The organism is Photobacterium minamisatsumaniensis (genome assembly GCF_050336695.1).
Classification (GTDB): domain Bacteria; phylum Pseudomonadota; class Gammaproteobacteria; order Enterobacterales; family Vibrionaceae; genus Photobacterium; species Photobacterium minamisatsumaniensis.
This window is the reverse complement of record NZ_JAKJSI010000034.1, coordinates 1-22,071: the sequence shown is the minus strand read 5'-3', so window position 1 is coordinate 22,071 and position 22,071 is coordinate 1. Positions and strand designations below refer to the sequence as shown.

Here is a 22,071-nt window from a genome sequence, read left to right as displayed (position 1 = left end):
GTACTAACTTCGGTATCTACAGAGGTGCTTAATTATTTTCAAAAAAGGCTGGGCGATCCTTACGGAATGCATTTTTTACTTTGATTTTGCCATCTTCAAGGGTGAATACATCTACCATACGCGCTTCTATTCGGCTGCCATCGGGCTTCGTCGCACAAAATGTTGACTCCGAAACCGCGCGATCACCACTAATGAAATGCTCACCATCAAGCCAAGCAGCATCTGGGAAATTACGCCATACCTGTTGAAAGCTTTCACGTACAGCTTCTCGGCCGGAAAAAGTATTACCTTGCAGATCAGCACCAGCAGCGGTGTGGAAGATACAATCATCTGTTACGAAACTCATTAATGCATCAATGTCATGGTTGTTCCACGCATCACTGAATGCCTGTAAAAAATCAACATTGACTTCATTTTGGGTGCTTACAACAGACTGAGTATTCATTTTTCTATCCTTATAAAAGTAATTGTTACTATGATCTTTCAACTAACCACTGCAATATAAATGTTAAATTTTGGTTAATTTATATCCCTGTAAAAATGACGTCAATTAGACTTATTGATAAACGAGACATTGATGTTCATTCAGTTTTCTTACAGAAAAATTATTTATTTATCCATCTATAACCAGATGAAATTATTCCAGTTTATGGTTACTATGTAATTTCTCTATGTTGTGCTTTCATTAACGTTCATGTTTGAAAACTGACTCTATTATTGTGAACTCTCGGAACCAATTATCTCATTAACAAATATTTAACTTAACTTTAGTCATCACTTCATGTTTGGTCAATTTAAATTCCATAAAATGAGATAAAACATTCCATTTAATTGTTTCACTATGTAAGAGAATAAACTTCCACCTCCAGGACCAATAACAAGGAGTAAACAAAGCAAAGCCTTAGCCACCTCATATAAGTGGCATGGCTATAGCAATATGGACTGCTACTCTGTATTCAATCGAAATCAAAGTCTTTGGTATAGGTATGGCGGTATTGCTGAAAGCCATCAACGGTTTCACGTCGTGTTAACTGCTGCAGAGATCCATTTGCTAATACGCTTTCTGATGGTGAACGCTGATAATCGAATAAATTTGATGTTAGTAACAAATCAGTTGAATCGTCCCCACCAGCACTTAATTCAATATCCACTTCTGGTGATTGTTCAAACAGTTTATTTGTGTGTAGACATAAACCTGTTAAATCTGGATATATGAGTCTCTCATTGACACCACATTTATCAAGATCGGCTAATAGCTGCTCTTTCATTTCAGATAAAATGGGAATTTCATACATTTCATCGTTGTTCGTAATTTCATTTTCAAAAGGAGTAAAACGCTGACCACTAGCATGATCATTTAATGATGGATGTATACTGTACCAATTACTTTGCGCTTTCACCCTCGGGTAGGAAACAGGTGGCAAAAATACTTTGGTTTCGGTTTGTTCAAAAGGATCGCTCGCAAAATCAACTTTCTGACGCCTATCGGCCTTAAGCACGTAAACATGGGGTTGGAAACCAGGTGTTTGGCACGCAAACCACAGTGCTACCAAAGGGTTACTACTCCAATCGAGTAATCGTGTTTTTAAGCCATGATGATGCGCTTCCGATAATAAGCCCCAATAGTCCATATTTTTCGTTTCAAACTTGTTTCGCCCTAGACGATACAAATAATCAAGCATGTCTTTTTCTTTTGATATTGAATTTACATTTTCACTTTCTCTCGCAATAGATGGTAATAACGATTTCCGCTTATTTGGTTGCCCTCGAAATAACACCAATTCACCACTTTGGCTTATTTCATCAATAACCGTTAAGTATTTAGTTAATGAACCTATATGAGGTAAAGAATTCATACTTCCTCCTGAGTATTAATGCTTAACAACGTTTAAGAAATAAAACGCGACAGATAAACAACAGCCAACATATACATGGCAATAAACACAGCATTTCCGAGTAACAAAATAATTGGTTTCCAGCCGAGCTCTGATAGCTTTTCAAAAGAAGTTTTAACACCCAGTGCAGCAATAGAAATGACTAGGCACCACTTAGAAATATCGGAGCTGAGCGTGACAGCTTCAGGTGAAATCCACCCCATACTATTTACGATCACCAACCCAATAAATACAACTAAAAAGAAAGGCACAATAGGCTGTTTAGATACAGCGTCTTCACCGCTCGCTTCCCGTGCTGAACGAAAGGCAAATGCAAACAGCACTACCACAGGCATTAACATGGCAACCCTAAACATTTTCGCTAACGTTGCAGAGTCACCAACCTCAGATGAAATCATGAACCCAGCACCAACAACCTGTGCAACGTCATGAATTGAGCCGCCGAGAAACAAGCCAGCTTCCGAATTTGTTAACCCTAACACTGACACCACTAACGGATATAACACCATGGCAACGGTCGAAAAGCTCGCGACCCCAATGGCGGTCAGTAATGTGAAGTGTTCATTATCACGATTTTGCGGCAGCGTAGATGAAATGGCCATCGCCGCTGATATTCCGCAGATCCCCGTTGCGCCCCCCGACAACAAACCCAACATCGACGGTAATTTCAGTAAACGAGCTAACAACAAACTGAAACCAATTGTCAGTACCACAGCCCCCGCTAACGCGACCACGCCGACAGCACCAATCGCGTTCACGTCACTGATTGCAATTCTAACGCCGAGTAATGCCACGCCGATACGTACTAGCTTTTTGGCTGACATTTCAATGCCAGGAATGCACTTATGGTTATCAGATAAAAAATGAAAAGCGATACCGATTAATAAAGCATATAAAAAAGTAGGCCCGCCATATTGACCCGCGACAAACGATGCTGCCGCTGCTATTACACTACAAAGTAAAAAGCCGGGTAAAACGACACTCATATCACTAAATATGAGCTTAGGCCCTTTTGAGGAACCGATATTCGACGCTCTGGTTGTCATTGCCACTGCCTCGCTTCATGTATAAAGGAGCCTGACCTGATGTGGTCAGGCTCATCGAATTACGCGTAATTAAACGTAATCTTTATACTTATCTAAGAAGCGAACCGGCGTAGATAGTGCGTCACGACGGAACGGGTCGCCAAGCTCTTGTGTACACATGATTTCAATGACGGTTGTTTTACCTTCATTCATTTGCATGTCTACCGCTTTTTGTAGTGCAGGGCCGACATCTTCAAGGCGGTCAACCGTGATCCCTTCTGCGCCCATCGCCGTCGCAATTTCAGCGAAGCTTTGGTTATCTAACTCTCCAGCAACAAATCGACGGTTATAGAAATCAACCTGATTTTTCTTCTCTGCACCCCACTGACGATTATGGAAAACAACCGCTGTAACTGGAATGTTGTGTCGAACACAAGTCATTGTTTCCATTAAGCTCATACCCCAAGCTCCGTCACCCGCATACGAAATTGCTGGGCGATGTGGTGCCGCCGCTTTTGCGCCAATAATGGTCGGGAATGCATAGCCACAGTTACCAAAGCTCATCGCAGCAAAGAAACTACGTGGTTTTTCAAAACGGAGGTAGCTATTAGCAATTGAGTTAATATTACCAATGTCAGTTGAAACCATTACATCTTCTGGCATCGCTTTTTCTAGTTCACGCAATACCTGACGAGGATGTAGATACTCGCCACCAGAAAACGGCTTTTCCTGAGCATTCTGTTCAATCATATCAAGGCTGAACTGGTCACGTTCATGTGTCCATTCATCCAGCTCTTTCTCCCAGATCTCTTTCTCTGCCTGTACCTTATTAAAACGATCATCTTTTGTTGCATCACACGCAAGTGTTCTGCCTTCAAGGCGCTCACCCAATGCAACAGCCGAAGCCTTAGCATCGCCACAAATACCAACAGAGATCTTCTTCACCAAGCCCAGCATCTTGTGGTCGGCATCAATTTGGATGATCTTGGCATCTTTTGGCCAATATTCCATACCGTGCTGAGGCAACGTACCGAATGGACCCAAACGAGAACCCAAAGCAATAACAACATCTGCTTGTGAGATGAGTTTCATCGCCGCTTTAGAGCCTTGGTAACCCAATGGACCACACCATAGTGGGTGGCTTGCAGGGAATGAGTCGTTATGCAGGTAACTATTCACAACTGGCGCCCCTAGACGTTCTGCCAGTGCTTTACATTCTTCAATTGCACCCGACATGACGACACCACCACCAGAAATAATCACTGGGAATTTTGCCTCTGCCAATAAGTCTACAGCATCATTAAGGCTCTGATCACCACCAGGCCCACGATCAAGACGGGCAGGTTTTGGAATTTCGCACGTCACTTCACCATAGAAGTAGTCACGAGGAATATTCAGCTGCGTTGGCCCCATTTCACTCATCGCGCGGTCAAAACAACGGCCTGTGTATTCAGCCATACGAGACGGGTGTGTTACATGCCCCTGATATTTGGTGAACTCTTGGAACATAGGTAACTGGTTACATTCCTGAAAGCCCCCTAACCCCATTGTTGTCGTGCCCGTTTCAGGCGTTATAACAACCACAGGGCTATGAGCCCAATACGCTGCTGCAACCGCGGTTACGCAGTTACTGATACCAGGGCCGTTTTGACCTATCACCACGCCATGGTTTCCTGATACACGAGAATAACCATCAGCCATATGAGCTGCGCCCTGCTCATGTACAACTGGAATTAAACGAATGCCTGCCGGTGCAAAAATGTCCATCGCATCCATAAATGCGGAACCCATAATCCCGAACATATCGGTCACACCATTGGCAACCATGGTTTCAACAAATGCTTCAGAAGGGGTCATTTTAGTCGGGCCACTTACAACAGTACGTGCATCTAGTTCGTTCATTATCTGTATCTCCTTGGTGATGGATTCCACATCCACAAAATGGAACTTATCGTTTCAATATTTCGAATTCAAAATAACCCTAGTCGGTCATTTTTTATCCGTCAACAAAAAACACATAATTGATACAAATTATTCCGAAAAGTGATACGAGGTCACCATTTTTACTATTTTGATATTCCGCTTTACCGCTAAGTGGGAAAGAATGCATTGTCGAGAAATCAGAAAAGCTGTCGATGTATCGACTCTCAATTAGATAATTAAGGAAGAGAGATGACAGATATCGCGATGTGTAGGCCCGATCAAATGGTGTCAGTTAGGCAATTATTTGGAATTGATACCGATCTACAGGTGCCGGCTTTTAGCTCTCGAGATGATCATGTTCCTGAAATCGATCATGCTTATCGTTTCAACCCCGAGGTTACATTGGCCATTCTGGCTGGCTTTGCTCAAGATCGCCGTACCATGATCCAAGGTATGCACGGCACAGGTAAATCGACGCACATCGAGCAAGTTGCAGCTCGGCTGAACTGGCCTTGTGTTCGCGTAAACTTAGACGGTCACCTAAGCCGGCTTGATCTTGTGGGGAAAGATGCAATTGTCATTCGCGATGGTAAACAGGTCACTGAATTTCAGGAAGGTATTGTGCCTTGGTCATTACAACGCCCTGTTGCGCTGATCTTTGATGAGTATGATGCGGGTCGACCTGATGTGATGTTTGTTATCCAACGAATACTTGAGCGTGACGGTAAATTCACACTACTTGACCAAAATAAAGTCATTCGCCCTCACAATGCGTTTCGCTTATTTGCAACATCTAATACTGTTGGCCTCGGTAACCTATCTGGGCTATATCATGGCACTCAAGTCTTGAACCACGCCCAGATTGATCGTTGGAACATCGTTGCCAGCCTTAATTACCTTCCTCCTCAGGAAGAAGCTGCGATTGTATTAGCCAGAGTACCCAGTAAAGACACAACGCAAGGCAGAAAATTAATACAACGTATGGTCGCATTGGCCGACCTAACACGTAAAGGCTTTACTGCAGGCGATTTATCAACCTTGATGTCGCCACGAACAGTGATCACTTGGGCTGAAAATTGCGAGATATTTAACAGTCCCTCGCAGGCTTTTCGTCTGTCGTTCTTAAATAAGTGCGATGAATTTGAACGCCCTGTCGTCGCTGAGTATTACCAACGTTGCTTTGATGAAGAATTAGAAGAATCGTGGGTAATTCAAGCTGGAGAACTAAAGTGAAGCCAATGGATCGCCAATATCAGAAAAGCCAGAATTTATGTGCCGCAGCAGCAAGAGCGTTGAGCAACGAGCCAAGGCTCCACTTTCGTGGTGACAAGCTTTACCGCGATCAGGAGCTCGTTCCTATACACGCAGCACACCTTAGAGATAATACTTCCAGCGCTGAATATGGAATCCGTCCATTGAGTCATAAACGGGGCAAAGTTGATTCAGTCTCGCTACGATTACTCCACTGCAATGAAACCTTGCACCAGCAGCTATGCCCAAAAGAACCAGTAGTGAGGCTCATATTCGAAATACTTGAGCAGTTTCGCTGCGAGACACATGCCCCAGAGGCAATGCCAGGCATGAAGGTCAATATCGAGGGAAATTTCCAGTCTTGGAGTAAAGAATTCTATGCATCTGGCTTAACAGAAACCCACTTGGGGATCTTGCTGTTTACCGTCGTACAAATCGTTCACTCCCGACTACACAGTCAGCCCATTAACCCTCAGATAGAAGATCACATAGAAGCAACCCGTGCAGGTATCGTCCCGCTAATCGGTATAGCTTTAGCCGGATTACGCCAATATCGCGTCAATCAGCAAGCTTATGCTGAACACGCTCTTTATATCGCTTCAGTCATCAATGAGATGATTGAAGATGAACGAGCGTTACACACAGTTGAAGACAAGAATGATACCGATGAAGCCATCTCAGCATTTTCATTGCTATTAGACTTTGATAACGAAGAAAGCGTAGCAATGGCAGCCGTGGCTAGCGGAAGAAGCCCCACCTTTCATGATAGCCATACAGATTACCAAGTATTTACCACTCAATATGATCGCGAAATACACGCAACCAAACTCGTTCGCAAAGCACTCTTAACAGAGCTTCGTCAGCAACTTGATGAGCGTATTCAGCAGCAAGGAGTGAATGTTAAGTTACTCTCTCGTCAACTAGCCGCGATCTTAAATATACCTGAGCGTGATGGCTGGCTGTACGGCGAAGAGGAAGGTTACATCGATGGACGTAGGCTCAGCCAGCTCATCAGCTCCCCCAGTGAAACTCGTGTTTTCTGCACTGAATACTATCGTCGTCGGCCAAACAGTGTTGTCAGTTTTTTAATTGATTGCTCTGGCTCGATGCGTGAGCATATCAACCGTATCACTATGTTAGTGGACGTCATGATCAAAGCGCTCGGTCTCGCTGGGATCAGCAGTGAAGTACTTGGTTTCACCACAAATAGCTGGAATGGTGGTAAAGCCTATACTGATTGGCTAAAACAAGGTCGCCCTTCTCTGCCTGGGCGATTGAATGAATGTTGCCATTTGATCTTTAAGGATGCCGAGAGCAACTGGCGACACACACGCAAAGATATTGCCGCATTATTAAAAGCAGATTTATTCAAAGAAGGTATAGATGGTGAAGCTGTACATTGGGCATGCCAACGACTTTACCAACGTTCAGAACAAAGGAAGCTGCTCTTTGTTATTTCAGATGGCTGCCCAATGGACACAGCAACAAACCTCACTAATGATAAGTACTACCTCGATAACCACCTTAAAGACATCGTTCAGCGTTACGAAGCAAGCAACGAAGTAGAAATATACGGACTTGGCATCGGGTTAGATCTTAGCCCTTACTACCGTCACAACCTCGCTCTCGATGTTGGTGATTCGATTACTCAGGAGCAACTCAATGAAATAGTGATGCTTATAGCCAAACATTAGAATAATTACTTAGCAACACTGCTGCTTCCTATTTGACTAAATCGCACTAATGGAAACGAACCACTCAACATTACTTCCCATTGCTGTTTCGAGTACAATTAAAACAGGTAAATACAGTCAAACAATTAAACAAAATGCGATTTTAAAGAGATGAGAAACGATGAAGTCTAACTTTTGGAACAACGCTGGTATAGTTATCATATATAGTTCGTCTATCGATGCATCTCCTCTCGTCAACATGCAATTCAGCTAGCTTGACCTAGAAGAGGATATTGCTGCAAACACGATAATAATAAAATATCGACACCAATAATTATTGATTCTAACATCGAGCATCAGCTACAAATTGATGAAGGTTGGATCTTGCTGGTCGAGCCACTAGTGAATTAGAGCTAGCATTGTCTAATTATACTGAAAGGGCAGCCTTCAAAAATATTTAAAGCTCCCTCTCCCACTTTTAAACATACCGATCACACTGATGATTTGACTGTTCTTCTTTCCCCATCATTTGAAGGCTTAGGACTTTCAAACAAATTTCCTCTTATCAACGAAAATCAGGTAACGGGTCATCGCATTAAGACGTTACTTCATAAGCTTAACCAATGCTTAGATGGGAAATTCCTTAAACCTAGTCATTGGCGGGCATCTGATATTGCTCAAAAATTCGCTCTATCGGAAAGCCGTTTTCTTCACTTATTTAGCAAAGAAATTGGCATTCCCTGGCAACCATACCTGCTATGATACCGAATGATTTGTGCTGTATGTACAATACTAAATGGTGAGCCAGCACCAGATGCCGCTCACATGGCTGGGTTTTCTGATAATGCACATTTAAGCCGAAATTTTCAAGTTTGAGTTTTCCATACGCGAAGTAATTCAACATTTCTGAATTAAGCATCATCAATGATCACAGGGATATTAGGTGACAAAATATTTTTATGTCTTTATGATTTTGTTGTAATAAGGTGTAATAGTTTATTTTGCTATTTTTCCTATATTAAAAGTGTTCCTGAGGTATTAAGCATTTAAGTTGTAAATGGAACTTTTATATTAATTTTTATATATAGGAAACTAAAATGAGTATAGCATTACATGAATTACAAGAAACTCTTTGTAACGTGACTAGTTCTGTCAACCTTTGGACTAGTAGTCTGAATAAAGCGATTGTTACCTCATCAAATACGGTTACATTAGAAGAAAAAACTGTTTTGAACAGTGACCTGGGGGGGCTTGCAGCCTTTGTTGGTGTCTGGCAAGGACTTGAGGCTCCCCACTCTATGAAGCAGATAGTTGGACAAACGCAACTATCTGGTATTTCTAAAGGTCAGTTTGCAAACAAAACAATTGAAACAAACCAACCTGGGATAGATTTATTTAATGGTGTTTATACGATTGGTTTATTCATGAAAGCCAATGATGTGAGCACTTTAGTCGCGACAGCAATTTTAAACCAATCCAATCCATTGAATTATCAATCGACGTCAGTATTTGTTACAAACGCAACAACACAAAATATAAGTGTTAGATATCAGGTTCCTGAAAATGTTTCACCTAGTTCAAGAGCTGATTGGATCTACCTCTTTAAGGGTGATCAACCTATTATGAATAATAGTAATTATTTAAAACATGTAAGTGTCGGTCCATCATCTGGCGGTGTTCATAATATTTCTGTGGCTGATCTAGTTTTGTCTCCAGGTAAATATATTGTCCAATACAACCCTGGCCATTCACTATCTACTGTTGGTGCTGCATATTCATTCACGATTGAGTAAAACATTAACAAGGGCGTGTTGAGCTTTGTTGTATAAGTTTCATTCACCCTTCCATTGGTAGCCACATCATTAAAAATGCCAGCGATAGCACGCTGGCATAATTTCGAACAATTTATCGTACCTAATTGATACAGTAAAATAATGTTTAATCCTAGCAAATGCATGGTCTACAAGTGACGATAATTTTCAGTCACAGTTGCGACCGCTTATCAGTTAACATTGTTCTCGCCATAGTATTGTACGATTGGTTGTTTTTTTCGAAGTAATTATAATCTTTCACCATACCATTCAAAATGGCAATCACGAAAGCTCAACATACCCTAGAAAAATCTATACAAACATATAATTTAGTATTACTGTTTGAAATGCTAAATTATATGTAGAAAATAATCAATCTTGGCTTCCGACAGCAGGACATTTATGCGCTGCCGACCTGACACAGAAATATCCAATTTTAATTCAGAACACTAGCCACTATTTATTTAGCCATCAACAAACTAAACACTACTCGGCGTATTATTTCAGCGCTAAATAGCGGTGAAAAGCGCCGGCCAAGATAAGTCGTCAGGCTCACAACTGGTAATCATCTGTTTAACTACATCGTTTTAATCACTTTGCTAGTAATGTAAGTTGCCATAGGCGACAAAGTGTTCTTCGTTGAACACTGTCGACTAGTGTTCACTATCAATAATTGGTATCGTGCCCCTCGCGTATATTATTAACCTGAGACCTTCATGCAACCCCAACTTGACCAAGAAAACAGTGCCACCGATGGACCTATTCTCACCACGTTTTTAAAGTACCTAGTGCCCTCCATCGTAGGGATGCTGGCGATGAGTTCAGCCTCAATTGTCGATGGTATTTTTATCGGCAATTTTGTCGGTGTATCAGCACTGGCTGCAGTTAATCTGATCATTCCAATATTGTCAGTATTATTTGGCGTTGGTTTAATGCTATCCATTGGTGGGTCGGTGAGAGCTGGCAAGTACCTTGGAGAAGAGAACACGACAGCAGCTTCGGCCATATTTAGTAAAATCCTGATTACAGTCGTTTTATATGCCATCTTCATCATCACTATAGGTCTACTTTTCGAACCTTTCTTGTTCAGGCTACTCGGCGCTGGTGAAGATTTGATCCCGTTAATGAGTCAATATTATCGTGTGATTATGCCGTTCCTTTTAGCACAGTTAATTACCATTGTGCTGTACTTTTTTGTCAGGCTTGATGGCTTCCCTACCCTCGCGGCTACCGCATTAGTGATTGGCTCGGTACTTAATATCGCACTTGATTACCTATTAATCGCCGTGTTGGACTGGGGACTAACAGGTGCTGCTTGGGCTACCGGTTTATCACAGCTGTTTCCACTGCTCACCCTATTAACCTATTTCTGTAGCTCCAAGCGGAAACTGCATTTCTCATTGCGCCAGAAAAAATGGTCGGAAGTGTTTCAATCGGCCTACAATGGCCTATCAGAATTCATTAATGAAATTTCTGGCGGGATTATTGCGCTTATTTTTAACTTGATGCTAATTTCTCGTGCGGGTGTTGAAGGTGTCGCTGCCATCACAGTGTTAAACTACTTGTTGATGATTGGATTCATGATCTTTTTCTCCATTTCCGATACAGCACAAGTCATGCTTAGTCAGAACTTTGGGGCAAAAAACACCCAGCGGCTAAAACAGTTTTTAAACATCACTTTTGCGATGAGCTGCTTAGTCAGCGCGTTGTTTATTTTCATTTTACTGTTTTTTAATGAATCACTGATTTATATGTTCCTTGATGTTCAAGGTACTGAATCCACCGTCACGATGGCGACTGAATTCCTTTATTACATTTGGCCAGTTTTTGTGTTCGCTGGCATTAATATGACTATATCCGGTTACCTCACAGCGGTTCACTTGCCTTTCCAATCTGGTGTAGTTTCATTATGCCGTAGCCTTATCTTCCCTGCGTCACTGTTGATCGTGTTATTTATAGTCCTTGACGACAACCGATTCGTGATTGCACTACCGATCGGGGAAGGCCTCACTTTCTTACTTGCAAGCGTCCTCTTTCTTCGCCATAAACCAGAACGGATTATTGCCGAAGATAATGTGCAACAACAACTAAATTTAGAGACCCACTAACTAACTAGGAGTTGGATATGATTGAGATTGAACGTAAATTTTTAGTTAGTAGTTATGAATTTAAGCAACAAGCAATGGCGCAAACGCGAATTATCCAAGGTTACCTTTGTTCAGTGCCTGAGCGTACTGTCCGTGTACGAGTCAAAGGCGATAAAGGCTTCATGACCGTTAAAGGTATTGGTAGTGAATCGGGTGCAAGCCGATTTGAGTGGGAGCATGAAATTTCAGTAGAAGAAGCTCAGGCATTACTGGAAATTTGCGAGACAGGCATAATTGATAAAACACGCTATCTGGTCACTTGTGGTGAGCATACTTATGAAGTAGATGTATTCTACGGTGATAACCATGGACTGGTAGTTGCAGAAGTTGAGTTGAGCTCAGAAGATGAACAGTTTGAAAAGCCCTCATGGTTAGCTGAGGAAGTGACAGGAAAACGTTGTTACTACAACTCGATGTTGATGAAGGTCCCTTTTAAAAAATGGAAAAAGGAATCCATCTAATCCCATAATTTATAATTCTACTTGATACAAACAAGCCCGCCTTCGGGCTTGTTTTAATAAACACGGCAAGAGTAACTTGCAGATATCCACAATTATAAAGCCATCATCGATTGTATTGCCGAGACCGTCAGGTAGACCCCGATCACCATCAACAAGCTAAACACTACCCGACGCATTGTTTCGGCACTAAATGGCGGAGGAAAGCGCCGGCCAAGATAAGTCGTCAGGCTCACAACGGGTAACGCAATGGCTGATAGCAACAATATTTCAGTATTCAGCTGGCCTTGCACACCAATGAAGATACTGCGTGATGCAGAGGTACATGCGAAAACGACCAAGAGCATATTACGGATAATATGGATATCAAATGGCTGACGATAGAACTGATAAACAAGTGGTGGCCCTGCCATACCAAATAGGCCTCCAGTCAACCCAGAGCCAAACCCGCTAACAAAAAAGCTGGTATTACCCGAGCGCTCCGTTTGCTGTTTCGGTTGTAGCATAAAGTTAATACCACTATAAACAATCATAATCCCGACTAAACATTGCAATACACTCGCCGCTGAATAGCTCAAAAACTCTAGCAACAGCACGCCTGCAACCACACCTGGCAGTACCCCTATTACGACAGCCCGAACCGCTTTCCAATCAATCGTTCGGGTAGCGCCAGGCAATGCAAAAGCGCAGTTGGCAAGCGTGATCAAGCTTACAACTGCCGCCATTATTGCAACTGTCGTTAACTCAAAAGCCGTTGTCGCCCCTATTGCAATGATCCCCAGCCCAAAACCCGTCACGGTTTGAAAATAGGTACCAACCATAATAATCGTTAGTAATAGTAAAAGGTTGTCTATCGTCATTCGCTGTCAGCTCTTAAATGGGTATTAATTCAGGTTCCGGCTGTATTCCAACGGCTTCTTGTTGGGCCTGTACAACAGTCACCGCAATGACATGGTATATATCATCGGCACTACAGCCTCGTGACAAATCATTCGCAGGCTTTGCTAACCCTTGCAGTAATGGACCAATAGCAATCGCGCCACCGACTCTTTCAGCTAATTTATAACCGATATTACCCGCCTCTAAATTTGGAAAGACCAATACATTAGACTGTCCTTTCACTTTAGAACCCGGCAATTTACGTTGGGCAATTTCAGCGACAATGGCAGCATCTAATTGGACATCATTATCAATCGCTAATTCTGGCTGCTGCTGTTTTACATACCCTGATGCTTCAACAACCTTATCAACCGCCATATGCTTTGCGCTGCCGTTGGTTGAAAATGACAGCATTGCAACTTTTGGCTCTTCCATTAGCAAACTTTTGGCACTTTGCGCAGCAGATAACGCGATGTTTGCGAGTTGCTCGGCATTAGGATCGACCACTAAACCACAATCAGAGAAAATCATTCCTCCTTTTAAGTGATGGAAAGGTTGGCACAACATCATCAAAAAGAAGCTTGATACCAGTTTGCTGTCAGGTTTCATCCCAATAACCTGAATCGCATTTCTAACTACATCACCCGTTGTATGTACCGCGCCCGATACCGAGCCATCAGCCAACCCTTGCCTAACCAGCAAATTAGCAAAACAAAGCGGCTTCATTACTTCTTGTGCTGCTTGTTGCCGTGTCATTCCTTTTTCGCAGCGAAGTTCGAATAAAGTGTCAGCCAAAGTACTCGTTAATGCTGAATCAGCAGGATCGATAAGCTCTACCCCACTAATTTCTATTTTATTGGCTTTAAGCTGATGCTGAATGTTACTTCTGCTACCAACCAAAATAACCTTCGCAATACCTTCAGAAGCCACTTTTTGAGCCGCGTATAAAACCCTTTTGTCCTCAACTTCGCATAAAACAATCCGTTTTGGGTGCTTTTTCGCTTGTTCGATGATTCGATTGATTGCTTTCACTTTGCCTGCCTTAATCGGCCTCACAATACAAACAATAAATAATGAGACAAATAATTCCAATTATTGATATAAGATTAAATATTAATCACTATATCGCAAATCGTCAACGCAAATTCAAATAAACGGTATAATTAGTAGTATTATGTAGAAAGGAATCAAACAGATATGATAATGACAGCACAAGTGAAAAAGATACCAGAACAAGCTCGTGTCGAGGGAGACACACCAACATTACGCCTTTTTTCTTTACTGGAAGTCATTGCCGCGAAGGATGAATTTTTCTCGCTACAAGGGTTAGTTGAGGAAACGGGGTTGCCAAAACCGACTTTGCATCGGATGCTGCAGCAGCTTGAAAGTGCAGGGATTATTCAGCGAGATGGCGATGACCGCCACTACAGTTCAGGGATCAGGCTACGTAACCTTGCAGAAAAACTGCTACTTAACAGTACAACCCATAGCGCCCGTCATACCGTGCTTTCACAACTAAAGGAAGAGGTTGGAGAAAGCTGTAATTTAACCGCGTTATCCGGTGGTGAGATCATTTATGTTGATCGTGTCGAAACTGAAGCACCATTGCGTTTTTACTTGCACCCAGGTTCACGAGTGCCAGTACACTGCTCGGCAACCGGAAAGTTATTCTTAGCCAGTATGAGTCCATCGCAGCGTCGCCGCTTACTCAACAATGTTCCACTCACGCAGTATACGGAAAAAACCATTATCGATTTCGACGAGCTTGAAGCTGAGCTTGAAAACGTAAAAGCAAATGGCTATGCCATCGATAATGAAGAGTTCTTACCCGGCCTATTCTGTGTTGCCGTATTAGTCCCCGCAAAAAATGGACGTTCAAACTTAGGCATTGCAATTCAAGCGCCGATTATGCGCCTAAAACCCGAACAAGCCTTACACTTTCTGCCGGCATTACAACGAGCCGCAGCAGCCTTAGCAAAAATTGAAGAAGAAAGCTGGCCAAATCAATAAGTAGGAAATGTTCATTAAACGAAGAAAACCTCGCAATAAGCTTGGGCTAATAAACTAAAAAGGATCTAGTTCACTAGATCCTTTTTATCATTTCATCGCTAATAACTTAACCCATAAGTTAATTAAGCTTTCTGTGGTGTACCTTCACCGTTAGATACAACGGCATCAATTTGCACTAAAGCGTCCATCTCAATTTGAGAAACACCAACAACAGTACGTGCTGGAAGATCGCTTTGGAAGAATGTCGTATACACTTCGTTCACAGTATCCAAATCTGCAATATCTTTAAGCTGGATATTGATTTTAACGACATCGTCCATCACGTGGTTAATGCTTTCCACGATTGCTTTGATGTTTTTCATGCACTGCTCAGCCTGCTCTTTGGCACCGCCAGCAACGATGGCATTTGTTTTCACGTCAACTGGAAGTTGAGCTGCAATGTGGTTGTAGTGAGAGAAAGCAACTGTTTGCGTGTGTAGTGCGCTTTGTGGTGCATTTTCAGTGTTGTTTGCAATGATGACGATGCCGTGACGATCTTCAACTTCTTGTGGTGGTGTACCGTCACCGTGTGATACTGATGCATCGATTTGTACTAGAGCACCCATAGGTAGTGCGTCAGCAGCAATTGTTGTACGTGCAGGCACATAAGCGACTGTACGAGCGATAGCTGAGTCAGGGAAGAATGTTGAGTAAACTTCATTTACCGCGTCAACATCTGACAAATCGTTAAGGTACATGTTGATTTTAACGATGTCATCGAAAGGTACGTCAATGCTTTCTAGGATTGTCTTAATGTTTCTTAAACACTGAGCTGTTTGCTCTTTTACACCGCCTTCCACTAGAGCACCTGTTTTAGGGTCTACAGGTAGCTGAGCTGAAATATTGTTGTAGTGAGAAAAAGCGACAGTTTGTGTAGATACAACACTTTGTGGTGCACTTTCAGTGTTACGTGAAAGTTTGATAAGTGCGCAAGGGTCTTGTGGAGCAGTACCTTCACCGTTTGAAATAAGCGCATCCATTTGAACTAAAGCATCGCCCATAGGTAAAGCGGCAACTTGAACCGTGGTACGTGTTGGAAGAAGGTTTTCGAAGAACGTTGCGTAAACTTCGTCTACCGCTTCAACATCTTCGATGTTCTTAAGAAATACGTTAATTTTTACAACGTCGTCCATCACGTGGTCGATACTTTCAACGATTGCTTTAATGTTCGTTAAACACTGTTTCGCTTGATCTTTCACATCACCAATAACGATTTCACCTGTTTTAGGGTCTACAGGTAATTGTGCCGAGAAATTATTGTAGTGAGAGAAAGCAACTGACTGTGAAGATACAGAGCTTTGAGGTGCATTTTCAGTGTTTCGAGAAACTTTAATGATAGCGCCAGTCATATCGAATATTGTCCTTTGTAGTAGTACATAAATAGCCATTAATCTTTAATAGCTATCATTTGGAAGAATAATTTAAGTGAAGCAATGGTAAATTATATTATTTAGGGTAAATGTGAGATACATCTAAATCTCATTCCACTAGAGTACCGGACAAATAGGATAAATAGTCACTTTATGACTAATTATCCACAATTCTTTTAATAACCTGACTGTAATAACAAATTATTTTTATGAGTAATTCGTAGATAGTGAATATAATCTCAGTTTGTTAAATGTACAATTCGATGAATTTAATCTAATTCTGATAAGTTGTTCACAATAAGCTCATTAAAATTAATACACAGACTTCATTCGTGCGCCGTTTACGTCACTTATAATGCATAAAATCCCTGAAAGGCCTAACTGAGTACGATTTACTATATCAGCACCTAAAAAGACGGTCATCTATACCGCCTTTTCGTGTGATAAGTTCAGCCGTTAATTTTTAATTCTTTATARTTAACTTTGAATATTCTATTACTGCTATAACATATTGGTTACCTGTACCGTATTCGACTTTATGTTTTCAGTTCTTAATTCCGCCAATAATGAGCGAACATCCATCATTTACACTAATTCATAGCGATAAATATACAGTTAATAATCCACTACTAAAATAACTGGTGTTACTGGTTTAGTATCATATTCGCACATTGGTTCATAAAGGCACTCTGATTCGTTAACCTCTTTACAGCCAATAACAGTAAATAGAACAGCGAATAAAAGAGACGCCTTGAGTCTATTCATGACATAATCCTAGATAACTTCATTGAACAACTTTATTTAACGATACGTTAGAAGTACCACTTTACGCCGAACTCGAGAGTTACGTCACCGTCACCTTCGATTCTAGCACCGTTGGGTAAGGTAATATCTGTTTCGTTATAAGCTAACTTGGTCACAAACCACTGACCATAGTTATTTTTAATTGGAGATTGGAAAACAAAATTTAGCGATTTAGATTCCAACTCTACATTATCACCACTTACGTCAAAGTATTCTGGCCAAAGTAGCAAAAAAGATCCATTATCACCTATTGGTGTGGAAACGAATAGATTCGCTAAATAACCATCTGCTGTTTCCCCAAACACCTCACCAACGGAATAAGCAACATTTGGGAACACTTGGAAACCGGGTGTAAAACTTCCATCTATAGCAGCTACAATACCTGCTGAGAACAGTGAGGTATCATCAAGACCTCGATTTTTCTGATGAATTAGATCTGTAGAAAAACCAATACGAGGAATATAGGAATTGCCTGTAGCATGCACTTGAAAGTATTGAGCACGACCGCCTAAATAATCGCCATCAAAACTATCTTCACCGTAACGGTTACCGAAAATGCCTTCCGCAAAACCTGCAAAATCTACATTTTCATTCCACTTGCCCGAAAACATCCCCGAAACTCGGATGTTAGCATCTGAAGTAATGTATAGCGCTGCTTGTGGGTTTACTTTTGTCACATCTTGTAGGTCATCTGGGTTGATAATGGAATCAACGTCTTCGTGGGAGAATACCATCGGACTAGCGAAAATTAATGTTGATAAAAGCAGTTTATTTAACCTATTAGCCATTATGTATTCCTCGACTTCAATTAATGTTTGTTTGTATTCCTAAATCGGATGACCAATATTTTATAGGTGACAAACCAAACAAAGAAATCACATTTGGATGGCAATTCCATCCAAATGGGTCATTGAAGACATCAGAAAGTGAACTTAATCACTAAAAAAACCTCGGATGAAGTTAATAACTGAGGAAAATGGTTCTTCTTGATCTTTCTCGTGTAGATGAAAAGCATGTAGTAAAAAAGAAAACTCCTTTCCGATCTCTATTACATTCAACTCAACGATTTGTTCGCTGGATTCTAAAGCATCCATATATGATTTTGGCATAAACCCCCAACCAGAATTTTTTATCAATTCGAACATTAAATCATTATTACTAACTACTATTGAATTGGGACTCGCGCGAAAACCGTCAAGACTTGCTCCTAACTCTACTTGCGATTCAGTTAATATGTGAGTATCTAAAAATAAGTCTTCAAGAGTTGGGTTGGTTTCTTTTGCCAGTTTTGAATTCTTTCCTGTATATACCCCAAATTTCACTGACCCTAATGCACGCCATGTTGCATTCTCGACCGCAAATATCTTTCCATGTGAAGGTAAGATCGCTATATCAAAGTCACCACTACTCAAACCTTGTAGTGATTGTTCTCTATTTCTGATCAACCAGTGAGTATTAATTTCAGGCCACTTTTCTCGAATATAACTATTTGTTTCAGTTATCAACTGTGTTGGAGTGAAGGTATCAATACAAATTGTGATATCAGAAATCGCATTATCAAAGAGATTTAGTCCATGATCATGAAGAGAACGATGCTGTCTCGCAAGAAGTCTCGCTCGCTTGATTAGCCGTTTGGCATTATGAGTAGGCGTTGCTTTTTTCCCCTCAATAGAAAACAACTCATACCCCAAAATATCTTCATAAGTATGAATATGTTCCCTAATTGTTGCTCTAGATTTTCCAAGATCCTTCGCTGAACTGCTATATGACCCATGGTCGAAAACTGAAACGAAAGCTAGAACCTGATCAATTGTGTGCATACGCCCCCTTAAATGTATGGGAAACCCAAACATATACGATTTTATCTGGTAAGTATTTTTTGCAAAAGTATGACACATCTCGTATATCATGCCTACATAAGGAAACTAACTGATGAAAAGACTCTGCTTAGTGCTGTCCCTTACTCTTTCCCCTGTCATTTTTGCTGCACCCGACTTAATCTTGTATAACGCTCATGTCTTGCCGATCACCGGTGAAAATGACACCGCAGAAGCTATCGCAATCAAAGATGGGTTAATTTATAAGGTCGGCACAAACAATGTAGTGTTAAAAACTAGAGCAGGAGATACTGAAATAAGAAACATGAATCTTAAAATTATTGCTCCAGGATTTATCGACTCTCATGCTCATTTCGCCCAATACCTGCCATTTATTGAAAGTCCATTCCTCTACCCTTCCCCAATGGGTAATGTGAATAACTTTTCTGAGCTAAAAAGAGAGATAACCAACTATTTTGACTCTGAAGAGCGTGACAAGGATATTCTTCATGTCGCTTGGGGCTACGATGATGCCGAGCTTGAAGAAAAAGCTCACCCAACGCGTGAGGAACTGGACAGTTACACCACTGGCTATAAATTTTGCGMCATTCACATTTCTGGGCACTTAAGCAGTTGTAATACTGAAGCATTTGAACTCATTGGCTACACCAATAATAGCAAAAACCCTAGTGGCGGTGTGATCCGACGCGATGAAAACGGCATACCAACTGGAGTTCTTGAAGAGTCAGCGGTATACCCCATTCTTAATTACTTGCCTGAGATGACAGGCGAGGACGTAATAAGGAAGTTCAATAAAGTCCAAGATATGTTTGCTGGATATGGCATTACGACCACACAAGAAGGGGTTGCTACGATTCCAGCGATAAAAATGTTAAAGCACATGGCGGAACAAGAACAGCTGAAAATTGATGTCTTGGCTTATGCTAAGTGGGTTAACCTACATGAAGCTCACAAAATAGTACCGATGAGAACAAGTGTAGGCAATTTCAAAATGGCAGGAGTGAAGCTTGTTGGAGATGGTTCCCCTCAGGGGAAAACAGCTTATTTATCAACACCATATTATGTAGCACCCCATAGCCATTCATACGACTATCATGGCTACCCTGTGCTTTCTCAAGAAGAAATGGATCACTACGTTCAAGAAGCCTATAAGTTAAATGCTCAGATTTTAAGTCATAGTAACGGCGACGCATCGACTGATATTCTATTGAATGCTATTGAAAAAGCAGATGAAAAATTTGGTAAGGAAGATCGACGCTCGGTGGTGATTCATGCCCAAACCGCACGACTCGACCAAATTAAAAGAATGAAAGAAAATAATATGATTCCTTCTTTCTTCCCTGCTCATACCTTTTTCTGGGGTGACTGGCACCGAGAGTCAGTTCTAGGTAAATGGCGTGCTTCCAATATTTCTCCAACAGGTTGGGCTCTATCTAACGACCTCGACTTTACTATACACATGGATGCACCGGTACTGTTCCCTGACATGATGACCAATATGTGGACTGCAATAAACAGAACAACAAGAAGTGGAATTACGCTAGGTGAGCAACATAAGCTAACCCCATATCAAGCATTAGAAGCCGTCACTATCAAAGGAGCATTGCAAAATTTTGAAGAAAATTCCAAAGGCAGTATTGAAGTTGGGAAACGCGCAGATCTAGTTGTACTCGCGGAGAACCCACTTACTGTCGAACCTATGAGTATCAACAAAATAGTGATTCTTGAAACCATTAAAGATGGTGAAACTATTTTTATTAAATAACAACATGTCGTTAATGAAAATTAATAGCCTCTCAGCTAAGTGAGGCTATTTCCAAAATATTAAGTAACCCATAAATTTATAATAGGCACTCAAGAAATGAAACAGCTATTTTTAGGTTGCATACTATTATGTATTCCTTTCTCTTCCTTTGGATTTAACAAATCTAACTTAGCAGGAGAGTTATCAATAAACACAGGGTTATCTCTGAGTAATTCTAATTTAAATTCAAACGGGAAAAACCAACAGGAAAAGTTATCACAGCAGTCATCCTATGATGACAGTGTGTTTATTGTTCCTTTTGGTCGTTTAAATTACACGTTAGACGACAGCCAAGAGCAAAGCATTTATATCGGTACCTCACGTTACGACTTGACTATAGGTACACTCGCATTTGAAATTGGTTATCACCGTAGGCTTCATATGGGGACAAAATTAGACATTGCCTACCTTCCAAGCATCATTTCTGGTGAAGTATGGGAAGACCCATACCAAATCGGCCATAGAAAGGAGACCGATATGGAGAGGGATGCCTACCGACTAAAGTTATCTCACATCTTAGGCTCTAACTTCTCGGTTGGTTTAGGGCGTGCTACATCAAAAGTTGATAAAGAGGCTATTCATTATAATGAGCTTCATAGAAACTCTGACGCATATTTTGTTAAAGGCCAATACTTAACAATGTTGAAACCGAATTCGGGGTTAGTGTCTTCGCTCGCATACACAAATAATGATGCTATAGGTAATGCTGCTTCTTTTGATAACTACAAATTAGAAGCAACCTATTTTTCCCAGTTTAACAATCATAATCTAGCGATAACAAGCAGTGTTTCCTATCAAACATATGGAGCAGAGAACCCGATATTTAATAAAAAACAGGAGGATTATATATATAAACTTACAATTGCATATGAATATTCAAACATACCAAACTGGGAAAACTGGAGCATCACTTCAATTAACATTATAGAGAACAACCAATCTAACATTGGCTTTTATAAAGAAAAAAACTTACTTTCTCTTATAGGTATAAATTCTAGATTACCTTTTCATCCTAAATAATCAACCTATGATCTGATAAACGAAGTTAATAAGAGAAATTTTATTATCACTTTATTGAATGCATTGACAAACGTTTGAAATTTTTAGTAATAACATTACTACCACGATATATAAACAGTGATAG

At 41.0% G+C, this 22,071-nt stretch carries 17 protein-coding genes and 1 pseudogene; 8 read left to right on the top strand and 10 right to left on the bottom strand.

What is annotated here, in order from left to right:
- Positions 1-28 precede the first annotated feature (28 nt).
- The 4 genes from L4D78_RS18295 to xsc form a co-directional block, all read right to left on the bottom strand.
- Complete coding sequence (locus L4D78_RS18295) at positions 29-445, bottom strand: nuclear transport factor 2 family protein (RefSeq protein WP_428468269.1); 417 nt, start codon at positions 443-445, stop codon at positions 29-31.
- Positions 446-956: 511 nt separating this feature from the next.
- Positions 957-1,856, bottom strand: a complete 900-nt coding sequence (locus L4D78_RS18290) for an FRG domain-containing protein (protein ID WP_428468268.1) — start codon at positions 1,854-1,856, stop codon at positions 957-959.
- Positions 1,857-1,888: 32 nt separating this feature from the next.
- The gene (locus tag L4D78_RS18285) at positions 1,889-2,941 is read right to left on the bottom strand and encodes a YeiH family protein (RefSeq protein ID WP_428468267.1); all 1,053 of its coding nucleotides are present in this window, start codon (positions 2,939-2,941) and stop codon (positions 1,889-1,891) included.
- Positions 2,942-3,010: 69 nt separating this feature from the next.
- Positions 3,011-4,822, bottom strand: coding sequence for a sulfoacetaldehyde acetyltransferase (xsc, locus tag L4D78_RS18280; protein ID WP_428468266.1), 1,812 nt, complete (start codon positions 4,820-4,822; stop codon positions 3,011-3,013).
- Positions 4,823-5,092: 270 nt separating this feature from the next.
- On the opposite strand from xsc, the gene L4D78_RS18275 reads away from it, so the two are divergent.
- The 3 genes from L4D78_RS18275 to L4D78_RS18265 all read left to right on the top strand — a co-directional run bounded on the left by L4D78_RS18275 (position 5,093) and on the right by L4D78_RS18265 (position 9,560).
- Complete coding sequence (locus tag L4D78_RS18275; RefSeq protein ID WP_428468265.1) at positions 5,093-6,076, top strand: AAA family ATPase; 984 nt, start codon at positions 5,093-5,095, stop codon at positions 6,074-6,076.
- A 5-nt stretch (positions 6,077-6,081) separates the two neighbouring features.
- Positions 6,082-7,788, top strand: coding sequence for a cobaltochelatase CobT-related protein (locus tag L4D78_RS18270; RefSeq protein WP_428468264.1), 1,707 nt, complete (start codon positions 6,082-6,084; stop codon positions 7,786-7,788).
- Positions 7,789-8,864: 1,076 nt separating this feature from the next.
- A complete protein-coding gene (locus L4D78_RS18265) occupies positions 8,865-9,560 on the top strand; it encodes a hypothetical protein (protein ID WP_428468263.1) in 696 nt (231 codons plus the stop codon).
- 43 nt (positions 9,561-9,603) lie between these two features.
- On the opposite strand, the pseudogene L4D78_RS18260 reads toward L4D78_RS18265, so the two are convergent.
- Positions 9,604-9,734, bottom strand: a pseudogene (locus L4D78_RS18260) (IS5/IS1182 family transposase); the annotation flags it as partial.
- Between the two features lie 560 nt (positions 9,735-10,294).
- Here L4D78_RS18260 and L4D78_RS18255 point away from each other — a divergent pair.
- Entirely contained in the window at positions 10,295-11,686 is a 1,392-nt protein-coding gene (locus tag L4D78_RS18255) for an MATE family efflux transporter (RefSeq protein WP_428468262.1), read from the top strand.
- A gap of 17 nt (positions 11,687-11,703) precedes the next feature.
- Positions 11,704-12,186 carry a CYTH domain-containing protein gene (locus L4D78_RS18250; protein WP_428468261.1) on the top strand — a complete coding sequence of 161 codons (483 nt, stop codon included), beginning with the start codon at positions 11,704-11,706 and terminating at the stop codon, positions 12,184-12,186.
- Between the two features lie 92 nt (positions 12,187-12,278).
- Here L4D78_RS18250 and L4D78_RS18245 read toward each other — a convergent pair whose 3' ends face one another.
- Both L4D78_RS18245 and pta read right to left on the bottom strand, forming a co-directional pair.
- Complete coding sequence (locus L4D78_RS18245; protein ID WP_428468260.1) at positions 12,279-13,043, bottom strand: sulfite exporter TauE/SafE family protein; 765 nt, start codon at positions 13,041-13,043, stop codon at positions 12,279-12,281.
- A gap of 13 nt (positions 13,044-13,056) precedes the next feature.
- A complete protein-coding gene (gene pta / locus L4D78_RS18240) occupies positions 13,057-14,094 on the bottom strand; it encodes a phosphate acetyltransferase (protein ID WP_428468259.1) in 1,038 nt (345 codons plus the stop codon).
- A 171-nt stretch (positions 14,095-14,265) separates the two neighbouring features.
- Between pta and L4D78_RS18235 the strand changes: the two genes are divergently transcribed.
- Positions 14,266-15,072: an IclR family transcriptional regulator gene (locus tag L4D78_RS18235; protein ID WP_428468326.1), complete on the top strand. Its 807-nt coding sequence runs from the start codon at positions 14,266-14,268 to the stop codon at positions 15,070-15,072.
- A 122-nt stretch (positions 15,073-15,194) separates the two neighbouring features.
- Here L4D78_RS18235 and L4D78_RS18230 read toward each other — a convergent pair whose 3' ends face one another.
- The 3 genes from L4D78_RS18230 to L4D78_RS18220 form a co-directional block, all read right to left on the bottom strand.
- The gene (locus L4D78_RS18230) at positions 15,195-16,460 is read right to left on the bottom strand and encodes a RidA family protein (protein ID WP_428468258.1); all 1,266 of its coding nucleotides are present in this window, start codon (positions 16,458-16,460) and stop codon (positions 15,195-15,197) included.
- 833 nt (positions 16,461-17,293) lie between these two features.
- A complete protein-coding gene (locus tag L4D78_RS18225; protein ID WP_428468257.1) occupies positions 17,294-18,073 on the bottom strand; it encodes a hypothetical protein in 780 nt (259 codons plus the stop codon).
- Positions 18,074-18,217: 144 nt separating this feature from the next.
- Entirely contained in the window at positions 18,218-19,105 is an 888-nt protein-coding gene (locus tag L4D78_RS18220; protein WP_428468256.1) for a LysR substrate-binding domain-containing protein, read from the bottom strand.
- 112 nt (positions 19,106-19,217) lie between these two features.
- Here L4D78_RS18220 and L4D78_RS18215 point away from each other — a divergent pair, with 112 nt between their 5' ends.
- Entirely contained in the window at positions 19,218-20,888 is a 1,671-nt protein-coding gene (locus L4D78_RS18215; protein ID WP_428468255.1) for an amidohydrolase, read from the top strand.
- A gap of 96 nt (positions 20,889-20,984) precedes the next feature.
- Complete coding sequence (locus L4D78_RS18210) at positions 20,985-21,947, top strand: DUF2860 family protein (RefSeq protein WP_428468254.1); 963 nt, start codon at positions 20,985-20,987, stop codon at positions 21,945-21,947.
- Positions 21,948-22,071: the final 124 nt, after the last annotated feature.